This window comes from Amycolatopsis roodepoortensis (assembly GCF_024628825.1).
Classification (GTDB): Bacteria; Actinomycetota; Actinomycetes; order Mycobacteriales; family Pseudonocardiaceae; genus Amycolatopsis; species Amycolatopsis roodepoortensis.
This window is the reverse complement of sequence record NZ_CP102415.1, coordinates 1,913,837-1,929,940: the sequence shown is the minus strand read 5'-3', so window position 1 is coordinate 1,929,940 and position 16,104 is coordinate 1,913,837. Positions and strand designations below refer to the sequence as shown.

15 protein-coding genes are annotated in these 16,104 nt (G+C 70.0%); 12 read left to right on the top strand and 3 right to left on the bottom strand.

Annotation, left to right across the window (positions count from 1 at the left end; all coding sequences use genetic code 11):
• The first annotated feature begins 15 nt into the window (after positions 1 to 15).
• Both NQK81_RS08760 and NQK81_RS08755 read left to right on the top strand, forming a co-directional pair.
• The gene (locus tag NQK81_RS08760) at positions 16 to 2,130 is read left to right on the top strand and encodes a S9 family peptidase (protein ID WP_257487795.1); all 2,115 of its coding nucleotides are present in this window, start codon (positions 16 to 18) and stop codon (positions 2,128 to 2,130) included.
• Entirely contained in the window at positions 2,127 to 3,077 is a 951-nt protein-coding gene (locus NQK81_RS08755; RefSeq protein ID WP_257487794.1) for an LLM class F420-dependent oxidoreductase, read from the top strand. Before NQK81_RS08760 ends, NQK81_RS08755 begins: the two co-directional genes overlap by 4 nt.
• A gap of 51 nt (positions 3,078 to 3,128) precedes the next feature.
• On the opposite strand, the gene NQK81_RS08750 is transcribed toward NQK81_RS08755, so the two are convergent.
• Positions 3,129 to 4,205, bottom strand: coding sequence for an NAD(P)/FAD-dependent oxidoreductase (locus NQK81_RS08750; protein ID WP_257487793.1), 1,077 nt, complete (start codon positions 4,203 to 4,205; stop codon positions 3,129 to 3,131).
• 86 nt (positions 4,206 to 4,291) lie between these two features.
• On the opposite strand from NQK81_RS08750, the gene NQK81_RS08745 reads away from it, so the two are divergent.
• Positions 4,292 to 4,717 (top strand): MarR family winged helix-turn-helix transcriptional regulator, encoded by a 426-nt coding sequence (locus NQK81_RS08745; protein WP_257487792.1) that lies wholly within the window; start codon positions 4,292 to 4,294, stop codon positions 4,715 to 4,717.
• Between the two features lies 1 nt (position 4,718).
• On the opposite strand, the gene crcB (NQK81_RS08740) is transcribed toward NQK81_RS08745, so the two are convergent.
• Together crcB (NQK81_RS08740) and crcB (NQK81_RS08735) are read right to left on the bottom strand one after the other, a co-directional pair.
• Positions 4,719 to 5,093: a fluoride efflux transporter CrcB gene (gene crcB / locus NQK81_RS08740; RefSeq protein ID WP_257487791.1), complete on the bottom strand. Its 375-nt coding sequence runs from the start codon at positions 5,091 to 5,093 to the stop codon at positions 4,719 to 4,721.
• The gene (crcB, locus tag NQK81_RS08735) at positions 5,090 to 5,500 is read right to left on the bottom strand and encodes a fluoride efflux transporter CrcB (protein ID WP_257487790.1); all 411 of its coding nucleotides are present in this window, start codon (positions 5,498 to 5,500) and stop codon (positions 5,090 to 5,092) included. Before crcB (NQK81_RS08735) ends, crcB (NQK81_RS08740) begins: the two co-directional genes overlap by 4 nt.
• Before the next feature lie 172 nt (positions 5,501 to 5,672).
• Here crcB (NQK81_RS08735) and NQK81_RS08730 point away from each other — a divergent pair, with 172 nt between their 5' ends.
• The 9 genes from NQK81_RS08730 (at position 5,673) to NQK81_RS08690 (ending at position 16,094) form a co-directional block, all read left to right on the top strand.
• The gene (locus NQK81_RS08730) at positions 5,673 to 5,804 is read left to right on the top strand and encodes a hypothetical protein (protein WP_255431246.1); all 132 of its coding nucleotides are present in this window, start codon (positions 5,673 to 5,675) and stop codon (positions 5,802 to 5,804) included.
• Entirely contained in the window at positions 5,805 to 6,986 is a 1,182-nt protein-coding gene (locus tag NQK81_RS08725; protein WP_257487789.1) for a cupin domain-containing protein, read from the top strand. It abuts the gene before it with no gap.
• An 85-nt stretch (positions 6,987 to 7,071) separates the two neighbouring features.
• Complete coding sequence (locus NQK81_RS08720; protein WP_257487788.1) at positions 7,072 to 8,019, top strand: ferredoxin family protein; 948 nt, start codon at positions 7,072 to 7,074, stop codon at positions 8,017 to 8,019.
• 89 nt (positions 8,020 to 8,108) lie between these two features.
• Positions 8,109 to 10,016, top strand: a complete 1,908-nt coding sequence (locus NQK81_RS08715) for an intein-containing Rv2578c family radical SAM protein (RefSeq protein ID WP_257487787.1) — start codon at positions 8,109 to 8,111, stop codon at positions 10,014 to 10,016.
• A gap of 330 nt (positions 10,017 to 10,346) precedes the next feature.
• Positions 10,347 to 10,922, top strand: a complete 576-nt coding sequence (merB, locus tag NQK81_RS08710) for an organomercurial lyase (RefSeq protein ID WP_257487786.1) — start codon at positions 10,347 to 10,349, stop codon at positions 10,920 to 10,922.
• Positions 10,923 to 11,189: 267 nt separating this feature from the next.
• On the top strand, positions 11,190 to 12,962 hold the full coding sequence (gene aspS / locus NQK81_RS08705; RefSeq protein ID WP_257487785.1) for an aspartate--tRNA ligase: 1,773 nt from the start codon (positions 11,190 to 11,192) through the stop codon (positions 12,960 to 12,962).
• Positions 12,962 to 13,903 (top strand): DUF389 domain-containing protein, encoded by a 942-nt coding sequence (locus NQK81_RS08700; protein WP_257487784.1) that lies wholly within the window; start codon positions 12,962 to 12,964, stop codon positions 13,901 to 13,903. The genes aspS and NQK81_RS08700 overlap by 1 nt, the downstream gene beginning before the upstream one ends.
• A gap of 79 nt (positions 13,904 to 13,982) precedes the next feature.
• The gene (locus NQK81_RS08695; RefSeq protein WP_192745310.1) at positions 13,983 to 15,170 is read left to right on the top strand and encodes a phosphotransferase; all 1,188 of its coding nucleotides are present in this window, start codon (positions 13,983 to 13,985) and stop codon (positions 15,168 to 15,170) included.
• A gap of 75 nt (positions 15,171 to 15,245) precedes the next feature.
• Entirely contained in the window at positions 15,246 to 16,094 is an 849-nt protein-coding gene (locus NQK81_RS08690) for an SGNH/GDSL hydrolase family protein (protein ID WP_257487783.1), read from the top strand.
• The last annotated feature ends 10 nt before the right edge of the window (positions 16,095 to 16,104 follow it).

Below are 16,104 nucleotides of genomic sequence, written 5' to 3'. Positions count from 1 at the left end.
TGAAAGAGTGCGGAGGTGACCGACATCAGCCTCGAAGATCTCCCGTTCCTCCGCCGTCAGGCCCGCACTCAGCGCTTCACCCTCGGCGCGCCGAAAGAGTTCAAGGTCGCCCCGGACGGTTCCCGCATCCTGTTCCTGCGGTCCGAGTCCGGTACCGACCCCCGGCACAGCCTGTGGTCGTTCGACGTCGCGTCGGGCGAGGAGACGAAGCTGGTAGACGCCGCTGAGCTGCTGCCCGGTGAAGAGGACCTTCCGCCGGAAGAGCGTGCCCGCCGCGAGCGCAGCCGGGAGACCGGTGGTGGCGTGGTCGGCTACGCGGTCGACGACGCCTTCACCGTCGCCGCGTTCTCGCTCTCGGGCAAGCTCCACACCCTCGACCTGGCCACCGGCGAGGTGTCGGTGCTGGTCGACGGTTCGGTCGTCGACCCGCGGCCCAGCCCGGACGGCACGCACGTCGCCTACGTCCGGGACCGGCGCCTGCGGGTGATCGAACGGGCCACCGGTGAAGACCGGCTGCTCGTAGAGGAGGCGGGTGACGACATCGCCTGGGGGCTCGCGGAGTTCATCGCGGCCGAGGAGATGGGCCGCACCCGCGGCTACTGGTGGTCGCCGGAGGGGAAGAGCCTGCTCGTCGAGCGCTCGGATCGCACAGCCGTGCCGCGCTGGACGATCGCCGATCCCGCGAACCCGCAGTCGGCGGCGAACGTCGTCGCGTACCCGGCGGCGGGCACCACGAACGCGGACGTGACGCTGGCCTTCCTCGGCCTCGATGGCTCCCGAGTCGACGTCGAGAAGACCGATTGGGAGTACCTTGCCGCGGTGCACTGGTCCGCCGCGGGTAAGCCGCTGCTGTCCGTACAGTCGCGGGACCAGCGGAAACTCGAAATCCAGGCGGTCGATCCGGCGACCGGGGCGGTCGAGGTGCTGCACACCGAGACCGACGAGCACTGGGTCGAACTCGCCGCCGGCGTCCCGGCGTGGACGACCGACGGCCGCCTGGTCCGCGAGAGCGCCGCCGACGGTGACCACCGGCTGGTCGTCGACGGGGCCGCCGTCACCCCGCCGGGGCTGCAGGTGCGGTCGATCCTGCACGTCGGCGACGAGGTGTTGTTCAGCGCGTCGGAGGCCGACCCGACCCAGATCCACGTCTTCCGCACCGAAGGCGGCGAGCTCCGTCGTCTGTCCACTGAGGACGGTGTGCACGTCGGCTCCGGGACCGCCGCGCTGACCGTGCTGTCGTCGTGGACCCTGGAACGCAGCGGCCCGGTGGTGACCGTCGTGTCCGGCGAGAAGACCGTGGCGCGTATCGGTTCCTTCACCGTGGACCCCGACGTCGTACCGAACCTGACCTGGCTGACGCTGGGGGAGCGGGGCCTGCGCGCCGCGCTGGTGCTGCCGACCGGGTACGAGGAGAGCGAAGGCAAGCTCCCGGTGCTGCTCGACCCGTACGGCGGCCCGCACGCCCAGCGTGTCCTGCAGACCCGCAACGCCTTCCTGACCCCGCAGTGGCTGGCGGACCAGGGGTTCGCGGTGCTGGTCGCCGACGGGCGCGGGACCCCCGGCCGGGGTGCGGCCTGGGAGAAGGAGATCGCGGGCAAGCTCGCCGACGTCACCCTCGCCGACCAGGTCGACGCCCTGCACGCGGCGGCCGCGCTCCATCCGGAACTCGATCTGGAACGGGTCGCGATCCGCGGCTGGTCCTACGGCGGCTACCTGTCCGCGCTGGCCGTGCTGCGCCGCCCGGACGTCTTCCACGCCGCTGTCGCGGGCGCCCCGGTGACCGACTGGTCGCTGTACGACACGCACTACACCGAGCGTTACCTCGGGCTTCCGCAGGAGGAAACGGCTTCGTACGAGCACAACTCGCTGATCGCCGGCGCCGGTGACCTCTCGCGGGCGCTCTTGATCGTGCACGGACTGGCCGACGACAACGTTTTCGTCGCCCACTCGTTGCGCCTGTCGTCGGCCTTGCTGGCCAAGGGACGCGCGCACGTGTTCCTGCCGCTGGCCGGCGCGACGCATATGACGCCGCAAGCCGAAGAGGTCGCGGAGAACCTGATGCGCACGCAGGTGGACTGGATCGTGCGTGAGCTGTCCGGTGACGCGGTCAAGAGCGAGGAGAACGCATGAAACGGTGGGGCATCACCATTCCGCTGACCGGGGTGCCGCTCGCGGCGCACGAGGAGATGGTGCGGGAGCTGCCGGATCTCGGCTACACCGACGCGTGGTCGGCCGAGACGGCGGGCCACGACGCCTTCACGCCGCTGGTGCTGGCCTCGCAGTGGGCGCCGCAGCTACGGCTGGGCACCGCGATCGTGCCGGTGTACACGCGCGGGCCGGGACTGCTGGCGATGAGCGCGGCGACCGTCGCGGAACTGGCGCCCGGCCGGTTCGTGCTCGGCATCGGCGCGTCGTCGCCGGTGATCGTGAAGAACTGGAACGCCGCCGAGTTCGAAGCGCCGTTCGCGCGTTCGCGGGACACCCTGCGCTTCCTGCGTTCGGCGCTGGCGGGGGAGAAGGTCACCGAGGAGTACGAGTCGTTCTCCGTCAGCAAGTTCCGGCTGGAGCGGCCCGCCGACCCGCCGCCGTCGATCATGCTCGCCGCGCTGCGGCCGGGGATGCTGCGGCTGGCCGCGAAGGAGGCCGACGGCGCCATCACCAACTGGCTCGCCGCCTCCGACGTGCCGAAGGTGCGGGCGGAAGTCGGCCCGGACACCGAACTGGCCGCGCGGATCTTCGTGTGCCCCACCGAGGACAAGGCCGCCGCCCGCGGGCTCGGCCGGATGCTCATCTCGAGCTACCTCACCGTGCCGGTGTACGCGGCGTTCCACGAATGGCTCGGCCGGGGCGACGCGCTCGCGCCGATGCACGAGGCATGGGCCGCGGGCGACCGGCAGAAGGCGAACCAGGTCATCCCGGACGAGGTCGTCGACGACCTGATCGTCCATGGCAGCCTCGATTCCTGTCGCGAGCAAGTGCAGTCCTATGTGGACAACGGGCTGACGACGCCGATCATCGCGCTGCTGCCGACGGGTGAGGACCCGTTCGCCCAGGTGCGAGGTCTCGCTCCGCGTTAGGGACTCGTGAGTGGTAAGGACGGTTCTGACCGTCCTTACCACTCACGAGCGCTACGCCTGCCTGAACAGCTCGTCGTAGCGGGACACCATCATGTGCGACCCCTTGATCTCCGCGGTGGTCGCCGCGTCCAGGATCCCGACCTCCTCGGCGTAGGTCGCGCCCCCGGAAGGCCCGAGCGGCAACGAGATCATCGGCCCGCCCGGGGTGTGCGCCCGCAGTTCGCCGCCTTCGACCAGCGCCCGGATGTTGGCCACGACGACCTCCGCGTGGTCACCGGCCACCTTCGCCAGCTTCCCCTCCGGCAACGCGGTGATGTCGCCGAGCGCGAACACGCCGGGCTGCCCCGGAAGCCGCAGTTCGGGAGTCACCTCCACCTGACCGTTCGCCTGCCGCGCGGCGGCCAGTTCGCCGTCGAGGTACGCGGTGTGCGGCGCGCCGCCGAAGCACTGGAACCACAGATCGGCGGTCACCTCGCCGCCGCCGGTGAGCCCCGAGGTGAACGTCTTGGCCTGCCCCGGTTCCGAGACCGGTGGCTCGGTCAGCGAAGTGCCGAGCAGCAGTTCGACGCCCAGTCCGTCGAGCTGGCGGCGGATCTCCGCGCGGAAGTCCTCCGGGAAACCGGGCAGGATCTCCTTCGCGGGGTCGACGATCGTCACGGCCTTCTCCGGCCACACCGCCTTGATCTCGCCGGCCAGTTCGAGCCCCACCGGGCCCGCGCCGAGCAGCAGCACCTTCTCCGCGCCCGCGAGTTCCTCCCGGGTGGCACGGATCTTCGCCTTCGCCGAAGCGCTGTCCTGGAAATCGATCTTCGCCGGGAACGGGTACGCCGAACCGGTCGCCAGCACGACGTAGTCCGGCGTGAGCCGCTCGCCCGACGCCAGCGTGACGCCGTCCTGGTCCACGCTCACCGCTCGGTCGCGGAGCACCCGTCCCCGTTCGAGGAGCCGGGCGTACGGGTAGAAGAGCCGATCCGTCCACTCGGGATCGACGAGTCCCCGCAAGGCTGCGACGTGGTGCACGAAGTCCTCGCGCGGCTCGACGAGCACGACGTCGGTGAACGAGTCCAGCTCCTTGGCGACGGTCGTGCCGCCGTATCCCCCGCCGATGACGGCCACGGTCGTGGTCATGAGATCCCCTAGTTCGTAATACGGAATGTTGGTACTGCGAACTACAGTAGTTCGTACTCCGAACGATCGTCAAGTAGACTTCGCTCATGACCACGGCCGAAGACCTCGGATTCGCGACGGCGCTGGTGCGGCTCTCGCATCTGGTGCAACGGGCTTTCATCGACGTCGGCCGGTCCCACGACCTCACGCCGCAGCAGGCTCAGCTGCTCTGCGTGCTGGCACAGGGGGAGACGGGCGTCGGGATGACCGACCTCGGCAAGATGCTGAACCTGGAGAAGTCCAGCGTCACCGGCCTGGTGGACCGCGTGCAGCGGCGCGCGCTCGTCGAGCGGGTCGCGGATTCCGACGATCGCCGCGCGCTGAAGATCACGCTGACGGAAGAGGGGCTCCGGCTCGCGAACGCCGCGCACGAAGGCGTCGTCGAAAAGCTGGAGGAGATGGCGGCGGACCTCCCGGCCGAACAGCGCGAGGCGGTCGCGGCCGCGGCGTGGCGGATGGCGCCCGAAGCCTGAGTCAGTGCCAGATGGCGGCGGCGAGCAGCAATCCGGCCGCCGCGGCGCCGATTCCGGCGGCCATCGTGACGACGGCGTTCACCACGGCGCGCGCCCGCGTCTTCTCGGTGAACAGGCGCAGGGTTTCGTACCCGAACGTCGAAAACGTGGTGAGGCCGCCGCAAAATCCGACGGCCAGCAGCGAGCGGACTCCGCCGGGCTGGCCGCCGTGCAGTGCCCAGCCGGTCAGGACACCGAGGATCAACGAGCCCGCGATGTTGACCACCAGTGTGCCCCACGGGAAGGCGGTACCCCGCCACGCGCGCATCCGGAGATCGGTCAGGAAACGGACGATCGCCCCGAAACCACCGCCGAGCGCGACGAAGACGAGCGTCATTTCTTCACCGCGCGGGTGATCTCGTGCCCGGCGTAGACCGCTACCAACGCCGCGGCCACCGTTCCGAACGCGTACGCCAACCCGGTGAACGGGCGCCCGGCCGTCACAAGATCGAGTGTGTCCGTCGCGTAGGTCGAAAACGTCGTGTAACCGCCCAGGATCCCGACCCCGAGGAAGGGACGCAGTAACCGGTGCGGATCTTCCGACGCGGTCAGCGACGCCATCAGGATCCCGATCAGCAGACAGCCGGAAACGTTGGTGGCAAAGGTGGAAAACGCGAACTGGCCCTGGGGATGGGGGATCGCGACCGACAGTCCGTAGCGGGCGAGGCTGCCCAGCGCGCCGCCGGCGCCGACGGCCGCGAGCACGTCCCACCGCGGACGGGGGACGGATGCCGGATCAGCCATGAATGGCAGCTTAGAACCGCTGTCCGGGTGAACCGGCGCCGCGGTGTCGAAGATCGCTCACAAGGCCGTTTTTGCCTGCTGGACAGTGAATTTTCTCGAAACGTGTCGTAGGCTGGGCGGCGCTCCAGACCGATTTTCGGTCCGTCCGCTCGTCTGAGAAAAAGGTGGCAGGATGGCACAGGAACAGTCAGGTACGCAGGCTCCCGACAGCGGTTTGCTGCTGGAGGTCGAAATGATCCCGACCGCGGTCGACCGCGGGAAGGCCAACGGCGCGGCCGCCGACAACGACGGCAACGACGGCTGAGTGCCCGAAACGCCGACACTGGCTGACCTCGTGGCTCCGCTCGGGGTCAGCCAGTTCTTCCAAGACGTCCAGGGCGAGACCTACCGCCGATTCGAAGGCCGCGCGGGCCGGTTCGCCGACCTGCTGCCGTGGCCCGCGCTGAACGCGATCCTCCGGCAGCATCGCCTGGAGTTCCCGCGCCTGCGCCTCGCGCTCGATGGCACCCCGGTGCCCATGGAGAGCTACACCGATCTCGTCCCCACCCGCCGCAGTGGCACCGTCCCCCGCCTGCAGGCCGCTCCGTTCACCGAGCATCTCCGCGGCGGCGCGACGATGGTGCTCGACGCCATCCAGGAACTCAGCGACCCGATCGGCGATCTCGCCCGAAGCCTCGAACACGACCTCCGCGAGAGCGTCCAGGTCAACCTGTACGCCGGCTGGGGCGTGACGCACGGCTTCGACGTGCACTGGGACGACCACGACGCGTTCATCATCCAGGTCGCCGGCCGCAAGCGCTGGCGGATGCACGGCCCGACCAGGCCCGCTCCGCTGCATCGCGACGTCGAGCAGCCCGAGCGGCCCGGCGAGCCGATCGACGACTTCATCCTCGAAGACGGCGACGTCCTCTACGTCCCGCGCGGGCACTGGCACGATGTCACCGCGGTGGGGGAGATGTCGCTGCACCTCACGCTCGGGTTCAGCCCGGCCACCGGGATCGACCTGGTGTCCTGGCTCGCCGACAAGCTCCGGGCGAGCACCGTGTTCCGTCAGGACCTCCCGAGGTTCGGGACGGACGAGGAGCGGGTGGCCCGTGCCGCCGCGCTGCGGGCCGAGCTGGAAGCCGCGCTGACCGGCGACGTCGTCGGCAGGTTCCTCGCCGAACGCGATTCGGCGGCCCCCGCGCATCCGCGGGTCGGGCTGCCCTGGGCGGCGACCCCCGGCCTGCTGCCGGACGGCGACGAGACCGAGGTCCGGTTCCTCGTCCCGAGGGCGGTGCTCGAAGAAGGTGACGGCCGGGTGACCCTGCTCGCGGACGGTAAACGGTTCGTCTTCGCGGGCGCCGCGGCCCCGCTGCTGAAGGCGCTGCTCGACGGGACGCCGCAGGCGGTCAAACGACTCGCCGAGCTGTCCGAACTCGATCGGGGGACGGTCCGGGCGTTCCTCGGCGAGCTCACCACACAGGGTCTGCTCTCGATCGGCTGAAAGTCACAGGGGACGAGAAGTGTGAAGGAGGGCCTGCCGGGGTAAGCTAAGGCATGCCTAAGGTGAAGTCCGGAGTGGTCGGCCGATGACCGCTCAGCTCTCGGACACCACAGCGCCGCCCGCCGCGTTGCCGGGCTGCGCCACCGTCGCGCGCATGCTGGGCGCGAGCCCCGCCGGCACGGCGGCGGACATGCGCTGCTGGCTGCTCATCGAGCAGCCGGGCCCCTGGCCCGCGGACGCGCTGGAAAACGTCCTCGACGAGGCCTTCCCCGCCGAGCGCCGCGAGCTGCTCGAGCACTTGAGACGTTCCCACGGGCTGCGTCCGCTGCTGATCCGTCGGCCGGGCAAACATCAGCGAGACCCGGACCGTCCCCGGTCCGTCTACGTCGGCGGTGGCGAACCGGGCAACCGCTGGCTGGAGCGCCTGGAGATCCGCGACCTGAGCGAACTGGCCGAGCTGGACCTCGAAGCGGTCGCGGAAGGCACGGGCGGGCTCGGCACGCGAGTGGACGGGCCGCTGTTCCTGGTCTGCACGCACGGCACGAAGGACATGTGCTGCGCGGTGCTCGGCCGTCCGCTGGCTTCGACGCTCAACACCAATCACCCCGGCCGGGCCTGGGAGGTCAGCCACGTCGGCGGAGACCGCTGGGCGGGCAATCTCCTGGTGGTCCCCGACGGTTTCCTGCACGGCCAGCTCAACCCGGCCGAAGCGGCGCTGGTCGCCAAGTCCGCCCTACGCGGCCAGGTCGAGCCGGAGCAGCTTCGCGGCCGGACGTCCGCCCGGACGGCGTGGGCGCAGTTTGCGGAGATCGCCCTCCGGCGGCGGCTGGACCTGTCCGGTTTGGACGACGTGCTCGCCGTCCAGGAGGAGCCGTTGCTCGAATCCGACGCCCGGGTCGTCACCGTGCGCGGTGGCGAGGACTTCTACGCGGTGACGGTGCGCCGCCGGTCGGCGACGCCGCGCGGGGAGAGCCGGTGCGCGGGGCTGATCCAGCCCGCCGGGTATGTGGCGGAAGAGATCACGAAGCTCTAGCCCGCACCCAGAGGGCTAAATGCCGCGAAGATCACCCGCGTTCGAACATACGTTTGACACCTGTCTAGAACATGTGTTCGACTGGCCTGGTGCGATGGGATCGACAGCGGGCGGACGGCGGCGAGCCGGTCCTGCCCGGATTGGACGGGTTGCTGCGTTCGGTGCGCACGCCCGAATTCGACGGCGTCACCTTTCACGAGGTGCACGCCAAATCCGTGCTGAACAAGGTGCCCGACGGGTCGGGTGTCCCGTTCGGATGGACGGTGAATCCGTACCGCGGTTGTTCTCACGCGTGCACGTACTGCCTGGAAGGCGCGACGCCGGTCCTGATGGCCGATGGCCGGACGAAGGCGCTGGCGGAGCTCGCGCCCGGTGACGCGATCTACGGGACGCGCGGGCGTGGCGCGGGCCGCCGCCTGGTGCCGACGAAGGTGCTCGCGCACTGGTCGACGCTGAAGCCGGCGTTCCGCCTGACTCTCGACGACGGAACGTCCATCGTGGCCAGTGGCGATCACCGGTTCCTGACCGGACGCGGGTGGAAACACGTCACCGGTACCCGGTTCGGCGCCGCGCAACGGCCGCATCTGGTCGGCGGCACCGAACTCGTCGGCGTCGGGAAACTCGCCCGCACCCCGGACGACACCCTCGGCTATCGCGCCGGATACCTGTGCGGGATGCTGCGCTCCGGCGGATTCTCGACCGAGAAGGACGCCGCGGATCGCGCGCTCCGGTACCTGCCCGATTTCGGCGCGTCGGTCGGTTTCGTGCAGGTGCCGCCCTCGCCGGATTCCCATTGGCAGCGTGGATTCCTCGCCGGCTTGTTCGATCTCGCAGGCAGCTACCGGCACGGTGCGCTGCGCGTCACGCACGACGAGCAGGACATCGTCTCGACCTTCTGTTCCGCGCTGGACAACTTCGGTTTCCGTTACGTGAGAACCGAAAACGTCAAGTTCCGTCCGCTGTGGACGGTGCAGCTCCTCGGCGGGCCGTCGGAGGAGGTGCGGTTCTTCCATCTCGCCGATCCCGCCGTCGGCTGGAAACGGTCGCTCGACGGCCTCGCGATCGGCCGGACCAGGCGGAAGGTCACGTCCATCGAGCCGCTGGGCATCGAGCTGCCGTTGTTCGACATCACCACCGGCACCGGCGACTTCATCGCCGACGGCATGGTCACGCACAACTGCTTCGCCCGGAACACCCACACGTATCTGGACTTCGACGCCGGTCGGGACTTCGACACGCAGGTGATCGTGAAGGTCAACGCGCCCGAAGTGCTGGCCGCGCAACTGCGGCGGCCGAGCTGGGCCCGCGAGCACGTCGCGATGGGCACGAACACCGATCCCTACCAGCGTGCCGAGGGCCGGTACAAGCTGATGCCGCGCATCATCACCGCACTGGCGGATTCGGGCACGCCGTTGTCGATCCTCACCAAGGGGACCGTGCTGGCCAGGGATCTGCCGCTGCTGGAGTCGGTGTCGAAGGACGTGCCGGCCGGGCTGGCGATCTCGCTCGCGCTGCTCGACGAAGACCTGCAGCGCCGCCTCGAGCCGGGGACGCCGAGCCCGCGGGCGAGGCTCGACCTGATCCGCAAGGCGCGGGACGCCGGGCTGCCGTGTTCGGTGCTGGTCGCGCCGGTGCTCCCGTACCTGACCGACTCGGTGGCCGCGCTCGACGCCTTGTTCTCGCGGCTGGCCGAGGCAGGCGCCACGCGGGTCACCGTCCTCCCGCTGCATCTGCGGCCGGGCGCGCGGGAATGGTTCGCCCGCTGGCTCGGCCGGGAGCATCCGGAGCTCGTGCCGAAATACCGCGAGCTGTACTCGCGCGGCGCCTATCTGCCGAAGGCGTACCGGGAGCGGCTGGGTGCCCGCGTCGGCCCGTTGCTACGCCGTCACGGCTTCGATGCCCGTGCGGACGACGGGGAACGAATGCAGGTGACGATGCCCGTGCAGCGTTCGGAGGAGGTGGTGATCCCGGCGGCGGAACAACTGAAACTGCTGTGAAGCGCCTGCGCCTCTCACGTCCGCTAGGTGGCCCTCACCTGCGCTGATGGCACGTTGCGAAAGCCACTTTCGCAACCTTCAACGTTGCGAAAGTGGCTTTCGCAACCTCGTCGGAAGGCCCTAGGCCGGCCTGCGGCGACAGGGGCGACTTTCGGCTCGTATGGCCAAAAGTGTGTCCCGCCCCGCGCAATCGGTGGGAACGCCTTCCCGGTACTCGATACGTCGGGTGAATTTTCTTACCCCACAACGCATTCGGCCGTTCGGCGCAGTGACTTGGCGGAAAACCTTTTCGTGCTTAATCTCAACGGGACGAAGGCGAGGAGGTGCCTGTTGACCACCCGTACGGATCGCACCGCCGCTGTCCGCATCGCCTGGGCCGCGACCAAGCTGACCAGAGCGGGCAGACACCCCATCGCCATCGGAAGACTCGCCGCCACCGTCGGCATGGACCCCGCCGAAGCCCACCGGCTGATGGACCTGATGGGTTTCGCCATCCGCGACGGGCTGGTCGTGATGGACCGCGGGGCCCGCCCGGCCGACCGGGCGAGCGCCGACGGGTACCGCGTCGACCTGTTCCTCCTGGCCGTCGCCACCGGCGAACCCGTGCACGCGGACGCGGTCTGCCCGGCGACCGGGGCCCACGTCCGGGTCCATTTCACCCGGGAACGGGTCTTGAGCGTCGACCCGCCACAGGCCGTGGTCGCCGCGTCGCGGTTGTCCGGGATCGACCTCGCCCTCGGCCAGGACTACGTCGAGGCGCTCGTCTGCACGCAGTTCTTCGCGTCGCCGGAGGCGGCCTCGGGCTGGCTGCTGGAGAACATCGACGGCCGGGTCCTGTCCGTGCCGGATTACCTGGCGCACACCCGGCGGATGGTCGCGGCGCTGGAGGCCTGGCCGACGATCTGAGTGTCCTGGGTGAACCCGCGGCCGCGATCGACGTCGGCAGGGCGCGGTTTGGTCTTTCGTGGTCGCGAAGGCGCCCTGCCACCGCGATAGCGGGGCCTTCGGCCGGGAGGGTTCACGCCTACGGCCACGTCTCGGACAAGACCCCGGCTCCGCCGACAGGCTCTGAGAACACCTGGTCGCGAGGCATCCGGGGCGATTCGTTAGCCTTTGACGTCGGCGAAAAACCGTCGAATCGCAGAATCGTGATGCCGAAGGAGAGCACCCGCAGTGCTTCGCACCCACAAAGCCGGCACCTTGCGTGCCGAGCACGCCGGTCAGACGGTCACCCTCACCGGATGGGTGGCCCGGCGGCGCGATCACGGCGGCGTCATCTTCATCGATCTACGTGACGCCAGCGGCGTGAGCCAGGTCGTCTTCCGTGAGGGCGAGATGGCCGAGCGCGCCCACCAGCTGCGCTCCGAATACTGCGTCCGCATCGTCGGCGAGGTCTCGACGCGGCCGGAAGGCAACGCCAACACCGAGATCCCCACCGGCGAGATCGAGGTGCTGGCCACCGAGCTCGAGGTGCTGTCCGAGGCCGCCGTGCTGCCGTTCCCGATCGACGACCGGGTCGACGTCGGCGAGGAAGTGCGGCTCAAGCACCGCTACCTCGACCTGCGCCGCAGCGGCCCCGCGGCCGCGATGCGCCTGCGCAGCGAGGTGAACCGCGCGGCCCGCGAGGTACTGCACGCGCAGGAGTTCGTCGAGGTCGAGACCCCGACCATGACCCGCTCCACCCCCGAGGGTGCCCGCGACTTCGTGGTCCCCGCCCGGCTCAAGCCCGGCTCCTGGTACGCGCTCCCGCAGTCGCCGCAGCTGTTCAAGCAGCTGCTCATGGTCGGCGGCCTGGAGCGGTACTACCAGATCGCGCGCTGCTACCGGGACGAGGACTTCCGCGCCGACCGGCAGCCGGAGTTCACCCAGCTCGACATCGAGATGAGCTTCGTCGAGCAGGACGACGTCATCGCGCTCGGCGAGGACATCGTGACGGCGCTGTGGAAGCTGATCGGCGCCGAGATCCCCCGGCCGTTCCGCCGCATCACCTACGCCGAGGCGATGGAGAAGTACGGTTCGGACAAGCCGGACCTGCGCTTCGACCTCGAACTCACCGACATGACGGCGTTCTTCGCCGACACCCCGTTCCGCGTGTTCCAGGCGCCGTACGTCGGCGCCGTCGTGATGGCGGGCGGGGCCGACCAGCCGCGCCGCACCCTCGACGCCTGGCAGGACTTCGCCAAGCAGCGTGGCCACCGCGGCCTCGCGTACATCCTCGTCAACGAGGACGGCACGCTCGGCGGGCCGGTCGCGAAGAACCTGTCGGAGAAGGAGCGCGAGACGGTCGCCGAAGCCGCCGGCGCCAAGCCCGGCGACTGCATCTTCTTCGCCGCGGGCAAGCCGGCCGACGCGCGTGCGCTCCTGGGCGCCACCCGGCTGGAGATCGGCAGCCGGCTCGGCCTGATCGACGAGAACGCCTGGTCGTTCGTCTGGGTCGTCGACTTCCCGATGTTCATCTCGGCCGAGGAGTCCGACGACGTCGCGGTCGGCGGCGGCAAGTGGAAGGCCCTGCACCACGCCTTCACCTCGCCGACCCCGGAGTGGATCGGCAAACTCGCCGACGACCCCGGCAACGCGCTGGCCTACGCCTACGACATCGTCTGCAACGGCAACGAGATCGGCGGCGGCTCGATCCGTATCCACCAGCAGGAGCTGCAGAAGCAGGTCTTCGAGCTGATGGGCCTGTCCGAGGAGGAGGCGCAGGAGAAGTTCGGCTTCCTGCTCGACGCCTTCGCCTTCGGCCCGCCGCCGCACGGCGGGATCGCGTTCGGCTGGGACCGGATCGTCATGCTGCTGGCCAAGGCCGAGTCGCTGCGTGACGTCATCGCGTTCCCGAAGACCGGTGGCGGGTTCGACCCGCTGACCGCGGCTCCCGCGCCGATCACCGCGGAGCAGCGCAAGGAGGCGGGCATCGACGCCAAGCCCGCCCCGCCCGTCCAGAACTGATGCTCCATCTCAGGGCCGTGTGCCCGCCGGACCGGACCGAAGAAGCGATCCGGATCCTGCGGGCACACGCCGGGACGGCGCACCTCGTGGTGCACCGGGGGGTGGCGGTCGCGCCCGAAGGCGACCTGATCGAGGCGGACATCGCGCGCGAGGCGACCGACGACATCGTCGAGTCGCTGTGCGGTCTCGACCTCGACCACACCGGCGGGATCACGCTGGAAGCGCTGGACACCGCGGTGTCCGATGCCGCCGACAAGGCGGAGGAGGCCGCGCCGGGTGAGGCCGCGGACGCGGTGGTGTGGCAGGAACTCGTTGGCCGCACCGGCGAGGAGTCGCGCCTCACCTGGACATTTCAGGCGTTCCTGACCATCGCGTGCCTGCTGGCGGCGGTCGGCGTCATCACGAACTCGGCGGTCACCATCGTCGGCGCGATGGTCGTGGGGCCGGAATTCGGCCCGCTGGCGGCCATCGCGGTCGGTCTGGTGCTGCGCCGGCGAGATCTTGTGAAGCAGGGCGCCGTCGCACTGCTCGGCGGCTTCCCGATCGCGATGGTGATCACGCTCGGTGTGGTCCTGGTGGGTAACGCCACCGGCGTGCTGGAGGTCAGCAAGCTCGCCGACAACCACGAGGTCGATTTCGTTTACCAGGTGGGAATCGCGTCGCTGATCGTCGCGCTGCTCGCCGGGGCGGCCGGGATGCTTTCCATGACTTCGGCCAAATCCGCCGCGCTCGTCGGCGTGTTCATCTCGGTGACGACGGTTCCCGCGGCGGGTTACGCGGTGGTCGCGGCGGTTGCCGGTCAGTGGGAACGGTGCCTTTATTCGGCCGGTCAGCTGCTGGTCAATCTCATCGGAATCGTTGCAGCTGCGGCCATTGTGCTGACATTGCGCCGTCGTGGGCAACGATCGAGGGTGACGGAACGTCCGCTTTCACGCGGATGAGTCCCAGATCGCGCCAGTGCGCGCGATTGCCCGGATCTCAGTGGTCATGGTTGCTCAGTCACGAGTAGGGTCGGTGGCAATGACAGTCGATACCTCCTCTGCCGACGATTCGACCGTCGGAGCTGGAGCCGAAACCCTCGCCATCGCGGCCGCGGTCGCCGCCGGCGAGTCGGTCCTCTCGCGCCGATTCGGCAGCGCGATCACCCTCGTCGCCCCCGAAGACCTCGCCGGCAGTGGCCCGGCGACGGTCGTGCGGGCGCGGGTGGCGTCGTCGCCGTTCGCGCTGCCGCGCACCCTGGTCATCAAGCACTACCCCGATCCGCCCGAACCGGGACGGCCCGACCCGTTCGCGCAGGAGGCGGTCAGTTACCAGCTGTTCACCGCGCTCGCGCCGGAAGACCGCATGTGCCCGGAGCTGCTGGCCCACGACGGCCGGGACCGTGTCCTGGTGATCGAGGACCTCGGCGGCGTCCCGACGCTGCACGACAAGCTCCACGCGCGGGACGCACGCGGAGCCGAACGCGCGCTGCTGTCCTGGGCCCGCTCGCTGGGCAGGCTGCACGCGAGCACGGCGAGCCGCGAGCCCGATTTCAACGCGCTGCTGCGCCGTCTCGGCGGCCCGGTCAAGAACGAGGACGCGCCGCTGCCCGCGGTCTGTGCCCAGTTGCCGGGACTGCTGGAGGAACTGCTCGACGTCGAGACGCCGGAGCCGGTGCAGCGGCGGGTCATGGAGGTCGCCGAGCGGGCGGGTTCGCCGTCGTACCGCGCGTTCAGCCCCGTGGATCTCAGCCCGGACAACAACCTCGTGACCAGCGGGGGAGTGCGGTTCCTCGACTTCGAACGCGGCCGGGTGCGCAGCACGCTGATGGACGCTGCGTATCTGCGGCTCCCGTTCGCGTCGAGCGAGGACGCGCTGGCGCTGCCGCCGGGGATGAGCGAGGCGATGATCGCGGCCTGGCGGGCCGAGGTCGTCTCGGTCTGGCCCGGGCTCGCGGACGAGGACGCGCTGGCCGAGCACCTGATGGACGGTCAGTTGCTCCTGCTGTGGGTCATCACCTGGGAGATTCTCCCGGAGCTGGACCTGGACCGGCACGCCACGCCGATCAGCCGGGAGGCCGCGCTGGTGACCTGGTGGCGGGAGCTGGCCAAACATTCGCTGCGCGCCCGCCTGACCCACATCTCCGAGCACGCCACCAGGGTCGCCGCCGCACTCGGCGCGAGGCTGGGGCCGCACGCGGATCTCGCCTTCTATCCGGCGTTCCGGTAACCGCCGCACGGACTTTTCGCTCGACCGTCCTCACCGCGTTACCCAGGCATCACCACGGGTGAGTCTGCGTGGCCGATGGTGGCTACCGTGACCGTGATCAGTGTCGAAGTCACTCCGAGTCCCGAACCTCTCCTTCCTCCCGCGCCCGCCGTACCGCGGTCGGCGCGCAGACTGGTCGTGCTCGGCGATTCCACGGCCGTGGGCCTTGGCGACCCGCTGCCGGACCGAGGCGGCTGGCGCGGGGTCGGCCCGCTCGTCGCCGAGGCGCTGGGTGTCGAGCCGGACGGCTACCTGAACCCGTCGTTCACCGGCGCGCGTATGGGCTGTGTACTGACGAAGCAGCTCCCCGCGGCCGTCGCGCACCGGCCGGACGTCGCGCTGGTGGTGGCGGGCATGAACGACACGCTGCGCCCCGATTTCAGCGCCGAGAAGATCGCCGCGGACCTCACCGAGGTGATCCACGCCCTGGCCGCCGTCGGCACCACCGTGGTCCCGGTGCGGTACCACGACCACGGCAAGGTGTTCCGCCTTCCGCAGTCGCTGCGGCGGGCGTTGAGCCAGCGGGTGGCCGAACTGAACGCCGCCATCGACGAGGTCGTCCAACGCGAAGGCGTGCCGTGTCTCGACCTCGAACTGCTGCCCGGCGCCTACGACCTCACCGCGTGGAGCGTCGACCGGCTGCACCCGTCGGAACTCGGTCACCGGATGCTGGCGACCGGATTCACCGAACGGCTGGCCGAGGCCGGGTTCGCGGTGCCGCGGCCGGTCAGCCTGACCTGCTCGGGAGGCGTGGAGCCGAGTACCGCCGGGCACGTCGGCTGGCTGGTGCTCAAGGGCATCCCGTGGGTGTGGCGGCGCGGCCGCGAGTTCGTGCCGTACGCGGCCGTGATCATGTGGCACGCGTTCCGGGAGCGGCTGCGCTGACCTGTGGCCG

Coding starts and splice junctions, on each gene's coding strand:
- NQK81_RS08750 (WP_257487793.1), bottom strand. CDS start 4,205: ATGACCACGACCGTGGCCGTCATCGGCGGGGGATACGGCGGCACGACC.
- NQK81_RS08745 (WP_257487792.1), top strand. CDS start 4,292: ATGACCACGGCCGAAGACCTCGGATTCGCGACGGCGCTGGTGCGGCTC.
- NQK81_RS08730 (WP_255431246.1), top strand. CDS start 5,673: ATGGCACAGGAACAGTCAGGTACGCAGGCTCCCGACAGCGGTTTGCTG.
- NQK81_RS08720 (WP_257487788.1), top strand. CDS start 7,072: ATGACCGCTCAGCTCTCGGACACCACAGCGCCGCCCGCCGCGTTGCCG.
- NQK81_RS08695 (WP_192745310.1), top strand. CDS start 13,983: ATGACAGTCGATACCTCCTCTGCCGACGATTCGACCGTCGGAGCTGGA.
- NQK81_RS08690 (WP_257487783.1), top strand. CDS start 15,246: ATGGTGGCTACCGTGACCGTGATCAGTGTCGAAGTCACTCCGAGTCCC.
- NQK81_RS08700 (WP_257487784.1), top strand. CDS start 12,962: ATGCTCCATCTCAGGGCCGTGTGCCCGCCGGACCGGACCGAAGAAGCG.
- crcB (WP_257487791.1), bottom strand. CDS start 5,093: ATGACGCTCGTCTTCGTCGCGCTCGGCGGTGGTTTCGGGGCGATCGTC.
- NQK81_RS08755 (WP_257487794.1), top strand. CDS start 2,127: ATGAAACGGTGGGGCATCACCATTCCGCTGACCGGGGTGCCGCTCGCG.
- crcB (WP_257487790.1), bottom strand. CDS start 5,500: ATGGCTGATCCGGCATCCGTCCCCCGTCCGCGGTGGGACGTGCTCGCG.